This is a genomic window from Nodularia spumigena CCY9414, assembly GCF_000340565.2.
GTDB classification, from domain to species: Bacteria; Cyanobacteriota; Cyanobacteriia; order Cyanobacteriales; family Nostocaceae; genus Nodularia; species Nodularia spumigena.
The window spans coordinates 4,259,875-4,280,232 of the sequence record NZ_CP007203.1 but is presented as its reverse complement, the minus strand read 5'-3'; the positions used below and the strand labels follow the sequence as shown (position 1 = coordinate 4,280,232).

At 40.9% G+C, this 20,358-nt stretch carries 2 protein-coding genes; both read right to left on the bottom strand.

All coding sequences use genetic code 11. From position 1 onward, the window contains the following. Positions 1-34 precede the first annotated feature (34 nt). Complete coding sequence (locus NSP_RS18585) at positions 35-11,656, bottom strand: type I polyketide synthase (RefSeq protein WP_006195949.1); 11,622 nt, start codon at positions 11,654-11,656, stop codon at positions 35-37. 40 nt (positions 11,657-11,696) lie between these two features. Beyond that, entirely contained in the window at positions 11,697-19,619 is a 7,923-nt protein-coding gene (locus NSP_RS18580; RefSeq protein ID WP_006195950.1) for a type I polyketide synthase, read from the bottom strand. Between the last annotated feature and the right edge of the window lie 739 nt (positions 19,620-20,358).

Below are 20,358 nucleotides of genomic sequence, written 5' to 3'. Positions count from 1 at the left end.
AATTTTACTACCTTATGAACTATTGCCTCAATATTCACTCACCATATTGATCAAACTCCGTTAGTTTTTGATTAAGTAGTATTGCTAGTTCATCTTCATTGAGACTGTCATAGGGATTTCCAGGATCTACTAGTGAATTGGTTTTCACCTCAAAATCGATATTAGGTGCTAATATTTCTACCTGCAAGTAAGTGATTAGTTCTGTAAGATTAGGATAGTCAAAAATTACAGACGATGGTAAATTGCAACCTAACTCTCTTTCCAGACTATTTTTAAATTCTAGCACCATTAGAGAGTTTAAACCTAAGTCTAAAAAGGAAGTTTTTTGCGGGATAATACTATTGGGCGCTAATCCAGTAAGTTCCCGTAAAACATGCTCAATCTCTTTGGTTAAAACTGCGGTGCGCTCATCTATATATACAGAGTTTAATTTTTCTAAAATTTTAGCAGAAATCTTTTCCTGTTGTTCTTTTGGTTGGATTACTTCGGCAAAAAACATCTGATTCAGATTAAAAGCGGCTTGAAAATTAGCCCAATCAATATCAATAATTACCGATTGGGAAACATTAGCCAAAATCAATTGACTCAGATATTTAAAACCAGTCTGGGCTGACATACTTTCAATACCCCAACCAGCCAAACGTTTTTTGTCAATTTCATTTTCTGTATCCCATGCACCCCAATTGATACTGATACCAGGTAATCCTAAACTTTGTCGTTGCTGCATCAAAGCATCCATAAAAGTATTAGCAGCAGCGTAATTACTTTGACCAGGTGAACCAAGAACCACAGCAGCCGAAGAAAAGGTAACGAAAAAGTCTAAAGATAAATCACGAGTATAGCGGTCTAATAATAAAGTACCTTCTACTTTAGGACGCATCACGTTTTGATATCTTTGCCAATTTTGATTGCTTAACAACCCATCATCTAAAACACCAGCCGCGTGAATTACTCCCCGCAAGGGAGGTAAATCTTGACCAAAACGAGCGAAAATTTCTTCTATATCTGTTGGTGAAGCAATATCAGCACAGATAACTGTAATTTGTGTCCCATTTTTTGCCAATGAGGTGATGGCTTCTGGTGGAGATTTCAGATTTCGGCTACATAAAACTAAATGACTAGCTCCCATTTCTGATAACCATTGCGCCAGCAACAAGCCCAGTTTACCCAAACCGCCAGTAATTAAATAAGCTCCTTCTTGGCTTACTAATTGTTGCTTTTGGGCTGGGGGAATTGTTGCAGAGACTAACCTGGCTCCATAGCGGTTTCCTTGGCGTAAAGCTAGGCGTAACTCGTTGCTGGGGGTATGAAGTTCTTTAAACAAAAATTCCCCTTCATCAGGTTCTGCCGTTGGTGATAAATCCAAACACACACACCGCATTTGGGGATATTCGTTATTAATGACTGCACCTAATCCCCATAACAAAGATTGTTGAGGTTGTAAGGAATTCTCCGCCAGAATTTTATTTGCACCGCGAGTTACTAACCATAAATCAGGTAATTTTTGCCAGTGGGTGGTGACGGTTTGGATTAAGTGCAGCGCACTATGAAAACTCTTGTAGACTGGATCTGCATATTCTGTTTCCCCAGTGAAAATTACCCCTGTGGGAAATTCTCCTGCTGGGTATGCTTCTTGATATAAGCGATGAAAATCAGACTTTTGCTCAAAATTGATCACAAAATCATCTTGAGAACGGCATTTATAACCATCACCAAGTTCGACAGTAATGACTCGTTCTCCTGCTTGTTGTAATAAGTTGATCACCTGATGCAACCCTGCGCCAGGATGCACAAATACTAACCAAGATTTTTCCGATTTGACTGTAATTTTGGCAATTGAATTTAGCTGTTTCCATTGCGATTGGTAAAAGCAATTTTTAGCCTTTTCTGTCCATAAACTCTGTAAAATTGCGGGATTAGTCCGCCGTGCTGTTAAGTCTGTAAACCGAGCGCAAAGCTGATGTTGTTGATCATAAATTTCTAAGTCTACGCCTATGGCATCATGAGTATTAGATTTAATCTGAATGTGCGTTTTAGCTTGAGAACCAGGATTACTAAATAATTCTAAGGAGGAGAAACCGTAAGGTAAATGTAATTCCTGACCGTGAATTTGGGGGAACGCCGCGCCAATACTTTGCAAGCAAGCATCTAAAAGCACGGGATGCAGACAATATCGCTGGTCTGTCAAACTGCTATCAATACTAATTTCCGCCTGAGAACCATTTTCTAAATGGCGTAGTTTTTGAATAGCTTGAAAACGCTGACCATAGCTAATTCCCATCTGGTCATAAAGTTGATAAAATTTAGAGATAGCAACAGATTCTCCGGCTATATCAGACCAATTATGCACAGATGCAGGTGCTGGCTGATGGTTGGGTTTAATCTCACCGTTTACATGGAGAATCCAATTATTTGCGGCTGAAGTCTGACTAAATATCTCAAAACTGTAGTGAGATTTTTGGGGTTTAAAAATGATTTGTACAGTAGTTGGAGATTGAGATAATACTAATCCTTGATGAATGGAGACATTTTGAATAATTGCCCCATTCCCAGTCAATATTTTCTGACTGGCGGCTAGAATTGCTTCTATGAAACCCGTAGCCGGAAATAAAGTTTTGCCAAATACTTTGTGTTCTTGAAGATAATCGGGACTATCAGCACTTATTTCTCCCTCAAAAATAATTTCTCCTGTAGCTAATTTTTTGAAATCACTAATAAAAGGATGCAATTTAGTTTTGATTTCGGCTACAGGAAATTGGGAATTTGATAACCAGTAGCGTTCTCGTTGAAATGGATAAGTAGGTAAAGAAATTCTCTGTCCTGGCTGAAATACCTCCGTCCATTCTATAGAATGACCATTGACGAAGAGTGTGGACAAGGTGCGGTACATCTGGGCTTGTTCATCTTTTCCTGGTATAATGCTGGGCAACCATAAGATTTCTGGATTTTGAGTGGTTAGTCGCGCCATACCCAGTAACACTGGCTTGGGGCCTAATTCCACAAAGCAACGATAACCACTGTCAATTAAATATTGCAATCCTGTGCCAAAATGTACAGTATGGCGAATGTGACTTAGCCAATAATTGGGAGTGGCGATTTCTTGATTAATTGGTTTACCTGTGACATTGCTAATAATAGTTAAGTTTGGTTCATGGAAACAAACTGTCTGTAAAACTTTGGCAAAATCATCAAGCATTGGCTCCATTAAAGGAGAATGAAAAGCATGAGATACTGTCAAACGTCTAGTTTTATAATCTTTTTCTATAAAGGTTTTCTCTAGTTGCTCGACAATTTCATCAGAGCCAGAAATGACAGTAATTGCACCATTGGCTGCGGCAATATTTACTTGAGTGTCATTGGGCTGAATATAAGCGGCGACAGTGGCATAATCAGCATAAATTGCTGTCATCGCGCCATTGTGCGGGAGTTCTGCCATTAAGCGACCGCGTTGAATAACTAGTTGTAAAGCATCTTCTAAAGAAAAGACACCAGCTAAACAAGCGGCGACATATTCACCAATGCTATGTCCTAAAAGTGCTGAGGGTTGTATTCCCCAAGATTGCCATAATTTAGCTAGGGCGTATTCCAGTGAAAATAGGGCTGGCTGTGTGATTTGCGTTTGTGCCAGTAATTCGCTATTTGGCAATTGCCAGATTAAATCTAATAGTGATGTTCCTAAAATTGGTTGGAGGATTTGGTCACAAATATCTAGAGTATTTCTAAAGACTGGTTCTTGGTTGTAAAGCGTTTCTCCCATGCCGGTATATTGAGAACCTTGTCCAGTGAAGAGAAAGGCGATCTTGGGCTGAGTTTCTGAGCTAATTTGTGTAATTAAATTGTCTGAATCTTCACCTGTTTGGAAGTCAGCCAGGGCTTTTTGGGCTGTGGAAATGGAGTCGGCGAGAATACATAATCGATGGGGGAAAATAGCCCTACCTGTGCTGATAGTAAAACAAGCATCTGCTAAATTAACAGAGTCATTCAAGGCGGACTGATAATTTTTAGCTAACTGTTGCAGAGATGTTACGGAACGAGCGGAAAGGGGTAGTAAGTAAAATTTTGGCTCTGATGGTTGGGGAGAATTTCGGGCAACTTCTCCGACAATAATATGGGCATTAGTACCACTAAATCCAAAAGAACTCACGCCGGCAATGCGTTCTCGCTGGCTAGGATACCAATTTTTTCCATGTACTGGGACTTCAAAAATATCGGTACTCCAATCAAAACGGGGGTTTGGTTGCTGAAAGTGGAGATGGGGAGGAATTTGATGCTTTTGCAAGGCTAAAACAGTTTTGATTAACCCAGCTATTCCGGCTGCTCCTTCTAAATGTCCTAAATTGGTTTTGACGGAACCAATTATTAAAGGTCGATTTTGGGGACGGTTTCCAAACACTGCGGCCATGCTTTCTAATTCAATGGGATCTCCCAGGGCTGTACCTGTACCATGAGCTTCGATAAAATCTATTTGCTCTGGTTTGAGTTTGGCTGCGTTGAGTGCTTGATGTAATAATTTTTCTTGAGCATCGCCATTGGGTACAGTCAGCCCACTACTTGGCCCATCGTGATTGACGGCTGTACTATGAACTTTCGCTAAAATGCGATCGCCATTTTTAATTGCTTGACTCAACCGCTTGAGAACTATCATCCCACAACCTTCGCCCCGCACCATGCCATTGGCACTGGCATCAAAAGTTTTGCAACGTCCATCAGGTGCAAGCATATGGGCGCGACTTTCAATTAAGGAAATTACCGGGGTTAAAATGATGTTGACACCACCTGCTAAAGCAATATCACACTCATGATTACGCAAAGCATTGCTAGCTAGATGTACTGCGACTAAAGAAGAAGAACAAGCTGTATCCACTGTCATGGAAGGCCCTTGTAAGCCTAGTACATAAGAAATTCGACCGGCGGCGACACTGACAGAAGTTCCAGAACCGGTATAGGCATTGATTGCTTCTGGAGCATAACTCAACTGTGCATAGTCTTGAGTCATCGCCCCCACAAAAACACCTGTTTGAGTGTTGCGTAACTGCTGGGGGTTTTGACCGGCAGATTCTAAGGCTTGCCAAGTAGTTTCTAGTAGCAAGCGCTGCTGAGGATCGATGGCCACAGCTTCACGGGGGAGAATGCCAAAAAATTCGGCATCAAACTCATCTATTTGCTCTAAAAATGCTCCGTAAGGAGAATATATTTTTCCTGGTGTATCGGGATCTGGATGATACCACGCTTGCATATCCCAGCGATCGCCTGGAATTTCTCTCACGGCATCTTTTCCCTGTGCTAAAAGTTGCCAGAATGATTCCAGATCATTTGCACCCCCTGGAAATCTGCAAGCCATCCCCACAATCACAATGGGATCTTCTTCTAGCTGTGGTGTTTCTAAAGAATATTTTTCCAGTTGTATTTGAGGGACTTCTTGTATGATCTTTTGGACAGGAATTTGCACCTCAGAGATATTTAAAACTTCCCGCAGGAGATAATCTGCTAAAGTTTCCACATTGGGAAACCGAAAAGTAATTGTTGTGGGTAGAGAGCAGTTAAAATCTGTTTGCAAAAGATTGCGAAGTTCTGTGGATGTGAGTGAGTCCATCCCCATGTCAAAAAAGCCTTGTTGGGGAGAAACTACTTCATTAATTGATAGTCCTAATACAGTGGAAACGCTTAAACTAATGTGGCTGATCAGCAAATCTCGACGCTGTTTTACAGGTACTGTTTGCCATTGTTCTAAAATATTTGCTGCGGTTGGAGATTTAGTTTTTACTTGAGGTAAGAAGTTTTGATAAAAGCTTTGGTTAATGTAGGGGAAACGCTGCCAATCAATGGCAATTACACCAGCCCGGACAATCTTGTTCACCAAGATTTTTTCTAAAGTATGGAGTGCTAAATTAGGTGCGATCGCATCATAACCTTTTGCGGCTAATCTTTCTAAAACATTGCGATCAACTGCTGCACCAACTTCGCTCCACGGTCCCCAATTTATCACTGTTGCAGGCAAATTCTGTCCATGACGATAATAGACAAAAGCATCCTCAAAGGCATTCGCAGCCGCAGCATTGGCTTGTCCAGCCGAGCCAATAAGCGACACAGCCGAGGTATAACAAACAAAGAAATCTAAAGGATCTTTGAGCGTTAATTGATGAAGTAGCCAAGTTCCTTTTACCTTGGGTGCTAGAACATGGTTAAAACGTTCTGGTGTCAGTCGCAGTAATGTTGTATCGTCTAAAGTGCCGGCGATGTGGAAAATTCCCCGCACCGGATACTGCAATCGGCACTCTTCGAGTATGGTGTGCAGTTGCTCTGCATCTGTGACATCAACATCTTTGATTTGGATGTCTGCGTTCAGTGATTGCAGACTTGCCAGAATTTCGGGAGTGAGCGCTGTTACACCACTACGACTGCATAAGACTAAATGACGAGCGCCACGTTCTATCATCCATCGGGTGGTGGCTAAACCTAATCCGCCTGTACCACCAGAAATTAGATAAAAACCATCTTCACGGAAATTAATGTTTCCATCTTCTAGTTTTTGCTCGACTAAACGCGGAGAAAAGCGTTGCTCTCCTCGCAATGCTACACGGTTTTCTTGTGTATCGCTGTAGATTTCTCGGAATAATTCTTCTCCTAAATCTTGTTGATCAGGATCTAAATCTATGGCTCTAAAATTTAATTCTGGGTGTTCTATTACTAGGCTTAAAGCGATTCCTAATAATGAAGATTGGGCTGGAGAAGTCAGCGTTGTTACTTCTTTGGCTGGTACAGATCCTTGGGTGACGAGAATCAGGGCAGGGGGATTTTCTAACTGTAATAATGCCTGAAGTAGAAAGAGGAAACGTCTACAATGAGTCTCTACTGCTTGATAAATTTCACTTTCTATTGATTCTAATGCCCAAAAGTAGACAATTTCACGAGTTTCTGGGGTGATGAGTTTTTGTAATATTAATCGGTAGTCTTCGGCGTTATCAGGATCAATTTCTTGAGGTAAGATGAGAGAACAAGCAACACCTCGTTGTTGGAATGGGGTGATTAAATTTTGGGCTATTCCTTTGGTATCGGCAAAGATTATTTCACGCACAGGCGCAGAGGCGCACAGAGGTGAAAGGTGGCTTTTGGCAATAATTACACTTTGTTTTAATAGGTTGCGTGTGTCTGGGTGGGTTGGTTCAATAATATTAGTTTGGGCAAATCCATGAGCAGTAAGTAAGTTTTGCCAATGTTTTGTATTTAGTAAAGGATAGCCATTGCGGTGGGGATCGTTAGTGCATAGCCACCAGCCTTCTGTTAAGCCAAAGGTTAAATCTATCCAACGACGTGCGCCTGTGCTTTCTAATAGTATGAGTAAGCCGTTAGGTGCAATTAGGGAATGTACGTGCTGGAGGGTTTTGTCAATCTCTGCTGTGGCATGAAGGACGTTGGCGGCGATAATAATATCAAAACTTCCTGAGAGAAAACCTTGAGTTAAGGGATTTTGTTCTATATCTAAGGTTTGATATTTGATGAACGGATAATCGCAGAATTTTTCTTTGGCTCTGGTTAAAAATATAGAGGAAATATCGGTAAATACATATTCAATGTGACTATTATTTAAATGGGGTAAAATCGCTGTGGTGGCTGATGCGGTTCCGCCGCCAATTTCTAAAATTCTTAGCCGGCGATTTGTTGGTAAATTTGCTAATGCACATTTAAGCGTTTCGGCAATTAGTTCATTCATCAATTTAGCACCAGCCGCATCAGAATATACAGATGCGATCGCATTTAAATCGCCTTGGGGAAATAGTAGTTCTAATGGCTCAATTTGGCGACGCATCACCGCAGCTAAAGCTGAACCACAACGTTCTATGAGGTTAATTTCTGCTAGGTAATCGGGAAATTCGTGACAAAGGTGGGGAATTTGTAATTGAGATGCAGATGTACTAGGTTGTTTTGCTAATAACCAGCCATCTTTTTGCTGAGTTAAAATTCCTTCTTCGGCTAGGATGGCTAAACACCGCGATAATAAGGGACGATAAAAATCAACTACTCCACCTTGAGCAGCAATTTCTGCTTCTGGATAAGTTTGACCTAATTTCGGTTGCCAGTTCAGCTTTTCTAAAACTTCCCAAATATAATTTATGCTTAAAGTTTCCATCTCCCCCAGCAAGCGTTCATATTGGCGCAATTTATCCGCCAATTGCTGTTCTAATTCCTGGGGTTGGACTTGAGTTTTAATTACATCAGGGGTAAGTAAAGAATCTCTACCATCGGGTAATAAGGGTGCTAGGGGAATCCACTCTTCTAAGTAGGATGGAGCTTGGTTTTGAGCGCGGATAATTTCTTGGCGTTGAACTGATTTTAGCTCAAATCCGGTAATTGCTACTAGTAGCTCACCTTGTTCTGAATAAATATCAATGTCAGAGACAATTAAATTATGAGCATTTTTAGTTAGTCTGACGGCACTGATGACAATTGCATCGGGAGAGCGGAAAAATTGGAAGTTAGCAATGCTGATTGGGACATAAGTTACAGATGACTCTTGCTGAAATAAAATAGCTGCGATCGCCTGAAAACAAGCATCCAGCATTGTAGGATGAAATTGGTATTTTCTGGCTTCTAAACTCAGAGGTTCAGTTAACTTAATTTGAGCAAATGCACAATTATTACCACGCTGAATTTTCTGGATTAGCTGGAAACTCTTACCGTAATTGACTCCAGATTTTTGGTATGTGTGATAAAATGAATTAATATCTAGATTTTCTGGACATTCCGCTTGTATTTCCGTTAAATTTTGTTTAATTGCATCAATTGCTTTTAACTTTTCCAGTTTTCCTGTAACGAGGATATCCCAACTTTTATCAACTTGATTATAGATAGAAAAACTGTCTTGATTACCGAGGTTTTGCTCAATAATCAATTGCAGAACATTTTCCGTATTTCCCAGCAATAAAGCTTTGGTAAATTCAATATTTGCTAAACTAACCGCCTTACCTTCTGCCGCAGCTAAAGCCATTTCAATAAATGCCGCGCCGGGAAATATCGCTTGCTCAAAAACTTGATGTTCAGCCAAAAATGCTGGATTATTCTGACTAATACTAGCTCGATATTGAATAGAAGATAGCGGTGAGGGTAGACGCTCGCCTAATAAAGGATGTCCATAGTGATGAGATTTACTGACTGAATTCTGTTGCTCATTAACAGCAGTAACCCAATAGTGTTTGCGGATAAAAGGAGAATTTGGTAAACTAATTTTCTGCCCTGGTCGATAACGATGAAATTCTTTCCAATTAATATTTGCGCCCCGGACATATAGTTGTGCTAAGACAGTTTGCAGTTGCTGATAATTGCTAACATCCTTCGCTAAACTAGACAACCAGAGAATTTCGCTGGCTGGCAAATTTTCACGACTATGATTAACAATTTCTAGAAATATTTCATAGCCCATCTGATGCAGAGTAGCAATTCCCTTGTCAACATGATTTGATGGACGCAGTTCTTGCACCCAATAAGCAGCAGTTTTAATATAACTACTAACAACTTCACCATTAACATGAGAAATTAAAGTCAGTTGGGGAGTATGATAATCAACTGATGCAGCTACTTTTTCAAAAGCCAAAAATCCGTCTTCCCCAAATTTTTGGTTAAACAAAAGCGCCCGACTAGCAACCAACTTAACAGCATCTTCAACAGAAAAAACGCCAGCTTGTTGAGCAGCAACATACTCACCCAAACCAGAACCTAAAATTGCCGAAGGGCGAATTCCCCAACACTTCCAGAGTTCAAAAATAGCATATTGCAGAGCAAATAAAACAGGTTGCACATACAAAGGATCATCTATATCTTGATTGCGCTCAAGTAACTCTTTTATGGAAAAATTTAAATAACTTTGAAATAAGCGATCGCATCGCCCAAACGCCTCACGAAATACAGACTCATGAGCAAAAAGCTCTTCCCCCACACCAGACAAAATCACTCCCTGATCATTGCAAACAAAAGCAACCTTAATATTCCCTTGCGCCTCACCATAAATAACCCCACTTCCTACCTTTGCGCCTTTGCGCCTTTGCGTGAAACCTGCATAATCCCGAAGCTGCGCTCGAAAATCGCTAATACTAGAAACCAACAAAGCTAATCGCTGCTGATAATGAAAACGACCTGTATTCAGACTTAACGCAACATCACTTAAATTTAAATCAACATCATCAACAAAACGACCCGCCAACAGACGCAAACGTTCCTCATCTTTAGCAGAGAGAGTAATCAGTATAGGCCAAGTTGTTGGCATCGGCGATTGTACTTGAGGAGGTTCGCTCAAAATCACATGAGCATTAGTTCCCGATGCGCCAAAAGAACTGACTCCAGCTGCTCTCATCTTCTGATTGCTAACAGTCCAGGGACGAGTTTGTGTCACCACAGCCAGGGGTAAACTGTCCCAATTAATATGAGGATTTGGCTTGTGGAAATTCAGATGAGCCGGAATTTGCTGATGATATATAGATAATACAGTTTTAATTAAACCCGAAATTCCCGCCGCCGCCGCCAAATGACCGAGATTTGTTTTTATCGAACCGACTAACAAAGGTTGGGATTTAGAGCGGTTGACACATAAAGCATCAGCGATGGCTTTAATTTCAATGGGATCTCCCAAAGCCGTACCAGTACCGTGAGCCTCGATATAATCAATGACATCGGCACTCAAACGCGCGTCATTGAGAGCTTCACGAATTAAATCTGTCTGCACAGGGCCATTGGGAACTGTAAAACCGCCACTTGCACCGTCATTATTTACAGATGTTCCCCGAATTAACGCCCAAATGCGATCTCCATCTTCTAAAGCTTCACTCAACCTTTTTAAAACAACAACTCCACAACCCTCGCCAATTCCAAACCCATCAGCGCTTGCGTCAAAAGTTTTGCATCTACCATCAGCAGCTAACATCTGATTTCTGCACAACGCGATTGGTACTTCCGGTGTCAGAATCAGGTTTACACCTCCCACCAAAGCCTGTCTGCATTCCTGCGAGCGCAAAGAACGACAAGCCAAATGAACCGCCACCAGTGAAGAAGAACAAGCCGTATCCACAGCCAAACTAGGGCCATTCAGATTCAAAAGATAAGAGATGCGACCAGCAGCAGCATTGATATGATTTCCAGAGATATGATAAGCCCCAACGGTGCTGTAGTCTTTCCCAGGAGCTATCAGACGAGCATAATCATTATTTGTAATCCCAATAAAAACCCCAGTTTTGCCAAGTCTAGAAGTAGGTGCTGCCATAGCAGCATCTTCCAAAGCCTCATAGGCAACCTCTAACAGTAAACGCTGCTGAGGATCAATATGTAAAGCTTCTCGCGGTGCAATTCCGAAAAATTGCGCGTCAAACATTGAGACATGATCGAGAAAACCGCCTTGAGACACATAGATTCTACCAGCTTTACTGCGATCTGGATCATAAAAATCCCCAACATTCCAGCGATCGCGCGGTATATCCCGCAAGGTATTAGCACCAGCTTTCAAAAAAGACCAAAATGCCTGGGGCGTAGAAATATCATTACCAAAACGACAACCCAAACCCACAACTGCAATCGGTTCACTTTCTTTAGCTTCAACAGCCTTTAATCTCTCCCTCGCCTCATTCAGCGCCTTAAACACCCTAGCTTGAACAGACTGATCATTATTCTCCATCTTCTCTCCTTCTCTGCCCCTGATACCTGAGCTAAAAATATCAATAATTACCCAGAAAAGCCTCCAAATCCGCCAGTTCCTGCAAAATCAAATCCTCATTAACCTCCTGCTGAATTGGAGCAGCCTCTACAACTGCATTAACCCCCCAACCAAAAACCTGTTCTACTAGATAATCAACCAATCTGGTAATATTAGGAAAATCAAAGATCAAAGAAGCAGGTAAAGAAACTTCCAAACCTTTTTCTAACCGATTTTTCAACTCAATAGAAAGTAAAGAATCAATCCCCATTGCTAAAAATCCTTGATCCGGGTCAGGCATCTGCTTAATTCCTAAAATAGTAGCAACTTGTTTGCCAATATATGCAAACAAATGTTCCCGCCGTTCTCCTGGCGGCTGCTCTTCTATAAAACGCCGTGATGAGCTTGATGCTTTCTCAGATTTAACTGGGATTGGCAGTTCTCCCAATTGCTCTAAAAGAGGTTTATTTCCGTGAAATTGATAGATATTTTTGAACCTTACCCAATCTACATCAGCCAATAAAACTTGGGTTTTGCCAGATGCCATAATAGCATTCATGGCTCGAAAAGCTGGTTCTAAAGCAATTTCTTTCATGCCAATTTGTTTGAGCCAATCTTCATATTCTGGAGATACTATGCCATTTCCAGCCAATAAAGCCCAATTTAAACTAGTAGCTGGTAATCCTTGCCGACTACGTAAATGAGCCAAAGCATCCATGAAATGACTAGCAGCATCATATAAACCTTGTTCCTTAGCTCCCCAAATTGCCCCGGCGGAAGAGAAAAATACCAAGTAGTCCAATTCCGTCTTTAAAGATAACTGGTGTAAATTCCAGGAACCCCGAACTTTGGCTTGAAAAACATCTTCAATATCATCGAATGTACATTCGCTCAATCGTGCTTTCCTTCCTGACACTCCCGCCAGATGGAAAATACCCCGTAGGGGAGAGGATGTTTTTTGGATATTTTCAAAGATGTCAGACATCTGCTGAAAATCTCCTACATCTGCTTGACAAATTTCCACATATGCGCCATGAGCTTCTAAAGTGATCAGAGTTTGAATAATTGCTGAAAATTCTACTTGTGATCCCCACTCAGTTCGGGGCGGAAATTGACGACGTGTAGTCAAAATCAGGTTTTTTGCTCCTAAATCAACCAGATGGCGAGCAAGTTCCAACCCTAGATGACCAATACCTCCTGTAATCAAATAGGTGGCCTGGGCTTGGATAGTTACTGGTTTTGGAGGTAAAGATTCCTGTGGAACCAGACGCGCAACATAGGCTTGCTCGTTGCGGAAGAGAAGATGATCCTCTCTGGCAGAGTTTGTTAAGGCTGGAAGTAAAGCCGCAAGATTTTGAGCCATATCGGCGTTGGGGTCAAGGTCAATCATTCCCCCCCATAATTCTGGTTCTTCCAGCGCTATCACGCGTCCCAATGCCCAAAGGGGAGACTGAGTGAGAAAAGATGGCTTTTCTAGTCCAAATGGCTGTCCGCCTGCGGTGACGAGGAATAATTTGGGAGGATTTGGGATTTTTTGAATGGCTTGGAGAAGATTGAGCAAATAACTACAGCGATCGCATAAAATTGACTCAGGTTGATGGTGGCGGTCGCTAACTAGATAAATTATCCCACGAGGAGATGGAGAATTAGCCAGCCATGTTTCTAGTTCAGAGCTATTTTCTGGAGAAGCGATCGCACAAGAGCTATGATCTTTAATCAGGTGCGCTTGTATTGCTAAGGGCAGATTTTGCTGATTATCTGTAACAATTAACCAGTCTCCCGAAAGATCATTCTCTGTATTTTGAGCAACAATGATACTTTGCTGAAATAAAGGACTACCAATTTCTGCGTCAGGAGAAACAAATTCAGCTTGAGCAAAGCCAGATTCTAAAAGGATAGATTTCCAAGTAGATGCTGTAATTATCGGATGGTCTGGTCGTAAGTTGGCTTCGCTAAACCGCCACCACCCTTGAGCCACACCAAATATCAAATCAATCCACCGCGACTGATGAGTTAGTTCTAGGAGTAATAAATGTCCTCCAGGACGCAGTAAACCTCGAATGTGGGGTAAAGTTTCTCCTTGTAAATCCCGCGTAGAATGTAATACATTTGCCGCAATAATCAAATCATAAGAACTGGGTAAAAAACTTTGCAGTTCCGGGTCTTTTTCTATATCCAGAACCTTGTAATCTATGCAATAAAACTGAGCAAAAGTATCTTTAGCAGTTTCCAAGAAGAATGGGGAAATATCGCTAAACGTGTAGGAAATTTGGTGAGAGGCACAAGCTTTCAGGACTTGATGGGTAGTTCCTCCAGTTCCCGCACCAATTTCTAAAATGCGGATTGGTTCTAATGGAGCATAATTTGATAATAAAAGCTCAACTGTTTGAGAAATCCCCAGATTCAGAACTTTTGCCCAAGATGTTTCTTTATAAAACTGCGCGGCTCCAATTTGCCCATCTTGGGGAAATAAAATTGATAAAGGAGCAATTTTGCCTGTGAGTATGTCGGCTAAATTAGCAGCGACGCGCCTAAATAGTGTCAGTTCTACAAGCGCATTTGGGTACTGAGAAATCAAATCATCTACTGTTAAATCAGGGTGAGCTTGTGGCGATTCACTGATAATTTTCCAGTCATTCCCATGCTTTTCTATAATCCCTGTTTCTCCCAATATCTTCAAGCAATGATTCCATAGCAATTTATGCTCCTCTTTAATTCCAGCCTGAATAAAACTGTTTTCAGGAGAGAGAATAGTATTTATTTGCCATAATCCCAAATCTTTTAAGGCTTTAACAATAAAGTCTACACTGAGTTTTTCCATCTCACTAAAAGCGAGAGCAACTCCGGTAATTTGTGCAGATTTTATTTGTTTTCCTAAATAAGAATCTAAATCAGTTTGCAGTTTTTCTAGATTCTGTAACTTTCTAGTTGATAAAGCATAAGGCAACCATTCAACCTGGTAAAGTAAGTTATTAAAAGTAAAATTATCTGTGTCTTGATGATGTAACTTAATTAATTGTTGAACAATTGTTGATAAAGTTTGTTTTTCCCCTTCCGAATAATTGCCAGTTTCTAGTAGAGCCTGCATCAAACTTTTGGGATCATTTTGAGACAGCATCTTCACAACAGCAGATTCCTCTGAAGCAGTTGGCAATTGAGTCTTTAAAGACATCCAATGTCGGCGTTGCTGAAAAGGATAGGTTGGTAAAGGACATCTTCTCGATTGATAATCTTGCTCAACACCAAACCAATCTATCTCTGCGCCACGAACATAAAGCTTGCCAAGACTTTGTAATAAAACCTCCCAATCAGAAATTCCTGAGCGGAGACTTGGTAAAATTAGCGGCTCAGATATCGATGTAGCGACAATTCCGAGTAGAACAGGTTGGGGGCCAATTTCGATAAAAGTATCACACCCTAAAGATTGCAGAGATAAAACTCCTTGGTGAAACTGCACAGTGTGCAACAAATGCTGAATCCAATACTCAGGAGTAACAATGCTGTCATCAGCAACTTCTCCCGTCAAGTTAGAGATGATGGGAATTTGGGGTTTAGCGAAGTCAATTTCCTGGAGAGTATTTTTAAATTCTTCGCATACAGGTGCTATTAATGGGGAGTGAAAAGCATGAGAAACCTTTAATTGTCGAACTTTAACTCCTGCGTTGGTAAAGTGTTGACAAATGTCTTGAATGATGGGTTTTTCGCCGGAAATTACTGTATGTTCTGCTGCATTTATCGCTGCGATGGCTACGCCCGCCGCAGGCATCGCTACTTTTATTCCTAGACTCTGGCATACTTGAAGAATAGAATTTTCACTCACAAAAATAGCAGCCATCCCTCCCTGTTCTGCTGGTAATTCACCAATCAGGTGGGCGCGTTTTGTAACGAGTTTTAAACCAGTCTCAATATCAAAAATTCCCGCAAAACAAGCCGCAGCATATTCACCCAAGCTATGTCCCAAAACCGCAGTAGGTTGAATTCCCCAAGAACGCCACAATTGAGCTAGTGCTACTTCGACAACAAATAAAGCTGGTTGTGTATGAGATGTATGGTTTAAAGCCGCATCAGAATTAGCAAATATGACTTGCAGTAAAGATTTCCCAGTTAGTTCTTGATATATGGTTTCACATTTGTCTAAAGTTTGCCGGAAAGTTGGCTGGCTTTGATAAAGTTGTGCCGCCATTCCCAGATATTGAGAACCTTGTCCTGTGAATAAAAAGGCAATTTTGGGAGGCTTCTTGGCATCAACTTGACCCTGAATTACTGACTCTACATCTTGTTGGACAAACTGACGCAATTTTGTCACAAAATCACTAATTTGATCACCAGTTACCGCCAAACGATGTGAAAATTGCACTCGGCTAGTATTGGCTGTAAATACTACATTTGAGATATCGCTTTCGGGATGATTTTCGAGAAATTCTCCATAGCTTTTGGCTAAATCTATTAAAGCCTGTTCTGTTCTGGCAGAAAGTTTGAGTAAATGGTGGGGGCGCTGAATTGCATTGGGCTGGGGAATAATAGCAGGAGCTTCTTCTAACACGACATGAACATTCACACCACCAATTCCTAAAGAGTTCACCCCGGCGCGTCGAGGCAATTCTTTGCCTTCTCGTTGTTTTGCAGTCCAAGGTATGGCTTCGGTATTGACATAAAAAGGAGTCTGGGAAAAATCAATTTGGGGGTTAGGAGTATTGAAATGTAAAGTTGGGGGAATAACTTGATGTTTGAGAGCCAGAGCCGTTTTAATCAAACCAACAATACCAGAAGCAATTTGTATATGGCCGATATTTGTCTTCACAGACCCCAAAGCACAGTCTCCCGGTTGAGCAGCGCTATATGCTTTAGCCAGCGCATCAACTTCTATGGGGTCTCCGAGTTTAGTACCTGTACCATGAGCTTCTACAAAGCCGATAGTATCAGCCTCAACTCCTGCAAAGGCTAAGGCTTCCATTGCTACTGAAGTCTGACCTTCTCCTCCAGGTGCTGCGAATCCCAATTTTGTGCCACCATCATTATTGAGGGCAGATCCTTTAATCACAGCATAGATATGATCGTTATCGACTAAAGCATCTTTTAGTCTCTTGAGCAGAACCACCCCGATGCCACTACCAAAAATAGTCCCACTTGCTTGGGCATCAAAAGCGCGACAATGCCCATCTGGAGAAATAATCGCACCTTCTTGATATAAATAACCAATTTTTTGAGGAGAGTGAACAGAAGCAGCACCAGCTAAAGCCATGTCACTTTCTCCACTCAACAGACTCTGACAGGCCAGATGCACAACTGCTAAACCGGTGGAACAGGCTGTTTGGACATTGACACTGGGGCCACGCAGATTTAGTTTATAGGAAATCCGCATCGTCAAATAGTCTTTGTCGTTAGCCACCATCGTTTGGAACCCTCCCATCGAATCTAATGTGAAGGGTTGCAGTTCGTCAGTGCTATCTAATTGACCGCGATGGGGATAACAGTTATTGATAAAATAAGTGTTCATGCTTGCCCCAGCAAACATCGCGATCGCACCCTGGTATGAGTTAGAATTGTAGCCAGCGTTTTCTAAACATTCCCAACTAGATTGCAGCAATAAACGTTGCTGAGGGTCGAGCAATTCGGCTTCCCGGTCTGTGTAGCCAAAAAATTCACTATCAAAATACTCAGCTTGATCGATAATCGGTCTAGCTTTGACGTAGTTAGGCTGATTGAACAGTTCAGGAGAAACACCCGATGCTAATAATTCTGCCTCAGAAAACAAGGATATTGTTTCGACTCCATTTTTGAGATTTTCCCAAAAAGTTTGCAGATTATTAGCTCCAGGAAATCGCCCAGCCATGCCAATAATGGCAATATCATGAGTTTCATGACTGCGACGCGAACGGTTTTCGGCACGCTGGCGACTTTTTTGTTCTGTAGCTTTTGTTGAATTTGATGGTTCAGTTAAGAAATTGGCTAATGTCGCCACCGTAGAATTTTTAAACATCTCAGCTAGAGGTAGCTGGCGCTCAAAAAGTTTTTCCAGCAGGTTTTGGACACGAATTAAATAGAGAGAATGCCCTCCCAATTCAAAGAAATTATCATGTAGACCTACTGAAGAAAGCTGCAATACTTCACACCAAACTGCTGCGATTTGGCGTTCATTTTCCGACTGTGGTAAGCTTTGGGTTTTATTCCTCTCTTTCACCAAATACTCATTAATTTCTTGGATACGAGTTGTAAATAATCCCTGCTCAAAGTCTTTTTTTAATTTAGCTTTTTGAACTTTACCAATCGATGTTTTCGGAACTAATGCCGCCTCTAAAGGAATCACGTAACTTGGCGCAATTCCTAGTTTTTGAGTTAAATGGCTGCGAATCTCTCTAACGAGTTTTACCCACTCCTCAACATTATTTGATTCTGGGCTAAAAGTTATAACTAATAAATCTACTTCTCTAGTTTGGTCGAAAACTGCAAAGGCAGCCGTATAAGAAATAGCTACACCATCTAATTCTTCTATAGTTGTTTCAATTTCATGGGCAAAGTAATTAATCCCGTTAATAATAATTTCTTGTTTTTCTCGACCAGTAATAAATAACTCACCATTGTGGAGATAGCCCAAATCTCCCGTAGTAAACCAACCGCCATCCTGAAAAACTTCTTGGTTGAGTTCAGGGTTATGATAATATCCTTCAGTAACAGAACACCCTTTGATCTGAAGTCTACCAATTTCGTTTTCTGGTAAAACATGATTTTCTTGGTCAATAATCCGAATAGTAGCCCCAGGAATAGGTTTACCCAGAGAGATAAAACTATTCTCTTGCTGGAGTTCATCTTTGCTTAAACCTGCTGACCAAGTAATCCCAGAACAAGATTCAGTCATGCCAAATGCTGGTTTAATTACTCCATCTTGCAGTTGATGTTTTGCTAAAAGCTCTAAGAATAAGCGAATAGTTTTAGCCGAAACTTGCTCTCCTGCATTCACTAAAAACTTCATTGAGGAGAGGTTGTAACAACACCGCTTCAGTTCTTCGGACTGTTGATTAATTAAGGAAAATGCAAAATTGGGAGACCAAGAGATAGTAACTTGATGCTTTTGAATTAAATCTAACCATTTGAGGGGTTGCCGCAAAATCAATTCAATTGGTACATGGATTTGATTGCAAGCCAAATCCACAGCCATAATTCCTAAAAATACTATTGCCCCCACATGGTCTAAGGGCATCCAATTCAGCGTTACTTCTGCTTGTGTAAAATTATTCATCCGCACTGTACCGGCGGACATAGACAGAAGATTGCGGTGATGCAGCATGACTCCCTTGGGAAGACCTGTGCTACCAGATGTAAATAGTAACAACGCTGGCTCTTGTGGTGTCAACTGCGGAATTACAGCCGACTCTGGGTGTGATTGATTACTTCTTAGCTCATCTATTGATAAGACTCGCAAGCCTTCTAGATGAGGTTGATTCGCTAATTTTTCGATTTCGCCAATTAATTCACAATCTGATAAAATTATCGGCTGTTCTAAAATCTGCCAGACATTATAAAGTTTTTTAACTGCGGCGTTTTCTGGATCATAATTAGGAGCAACGCTCAGAGGTGCAGGGATAATTCCACCTAAAAAGCAAGCCCAAAGTGCGGGGATAAAATCTTGATTTCGGCCAATTTGGAAGATAACTTTATCTCCAAACTTTATTCCGTGGTGAGCCAGCCCATGTAAAATGGTTAAAGCTTCGTGATATAAATCTTTATAGGTTTGAAAATATTCAATTTCATCGTTTTTTATATATGTAATCCCTTTGCTTTCATGGCAAGCAGCATCAACCAAAACTTCTGGTAGAGTTCTGAAACTATCTTCTATTTCTCCACCAAAAATAAGGGATTTTTTCAAGGCTTCTGCTTGATTATGATCCCCTAAAAACGGTTCATCTAACGGAGTTTCGATGAGTTTGTTGGTCTGAGGACTAGGCATAGATTTTATTTTGACAATTGTAATTGATAGATGATTAATTGACTAAATAATTATAAATATGAATCTATTTATCTCATTAAGTTTACCCTGTAGTATTGTCAATTTTGTTTTTCGTGTAGAATTATTTGGTATCTTAGCATAATTTGAATATGGAATCAACTTAATTTTGTCATATCGGGTGCGATCCTCACAAAATCGCTAGATTCTCTACAAAAATAGGTATTGTGGATGCGGCTTTGACGGTGAGTCATTCATGCCGGGGGTGGTTGGCTTGTACAAGTGTTTCTACGGACGGAGTAAACCAATATACCAAGATTGACGAATAACTAATTGTGTGTCGCCATGGATACGAAAATTTTGCTCCCATTTCACAATTATTGCTTTGACACCACCAGCAAAATGCCATTTTAGGGGGAGGTGAGGCAATTTTACGATCACGGAGGAATGGCTACTGGTAAATATTTTTCAGTTTACCTGCAAACAATACCAATGAGACAGCCAGTGACCCCGATGCAAAAAAAAATTTACAACTAAATTAAATGTATAAAATTCTATTTATATCAGCATTCCGGCTGTTACCGTCATGGAGAGCGTAAAAAATAAACGCAAGTTTTTTTGATGAGTTATTGTTTCCCAAACTCTTATGGTGTAAAGTTATTTTGTATAATTCTGGTAATTGCAACTGTTTAAAGGCAACAAATCATCCCACAACTTAACCAAGGCAAGCTCATCTCAAATG

What these genes read in the sequence shown, in the direction of transcription:
- NSP_RS18580 (WP_006195950.1), bottom strand. Translation starts at nt 19,619, where the DNA reads ATGCCTAGTCCTCAGACCAACAAACTCATCGAAACTCCGTTAGATGAA.
- NSP_RS18585 (WP_006195949.1), bottom strand. Translation starts at nt 11,656, where the DNA reads ATGGAGAATAATGATCAGTCTGTTCAAGCTAGGGTGTTTAAGGCGCTG.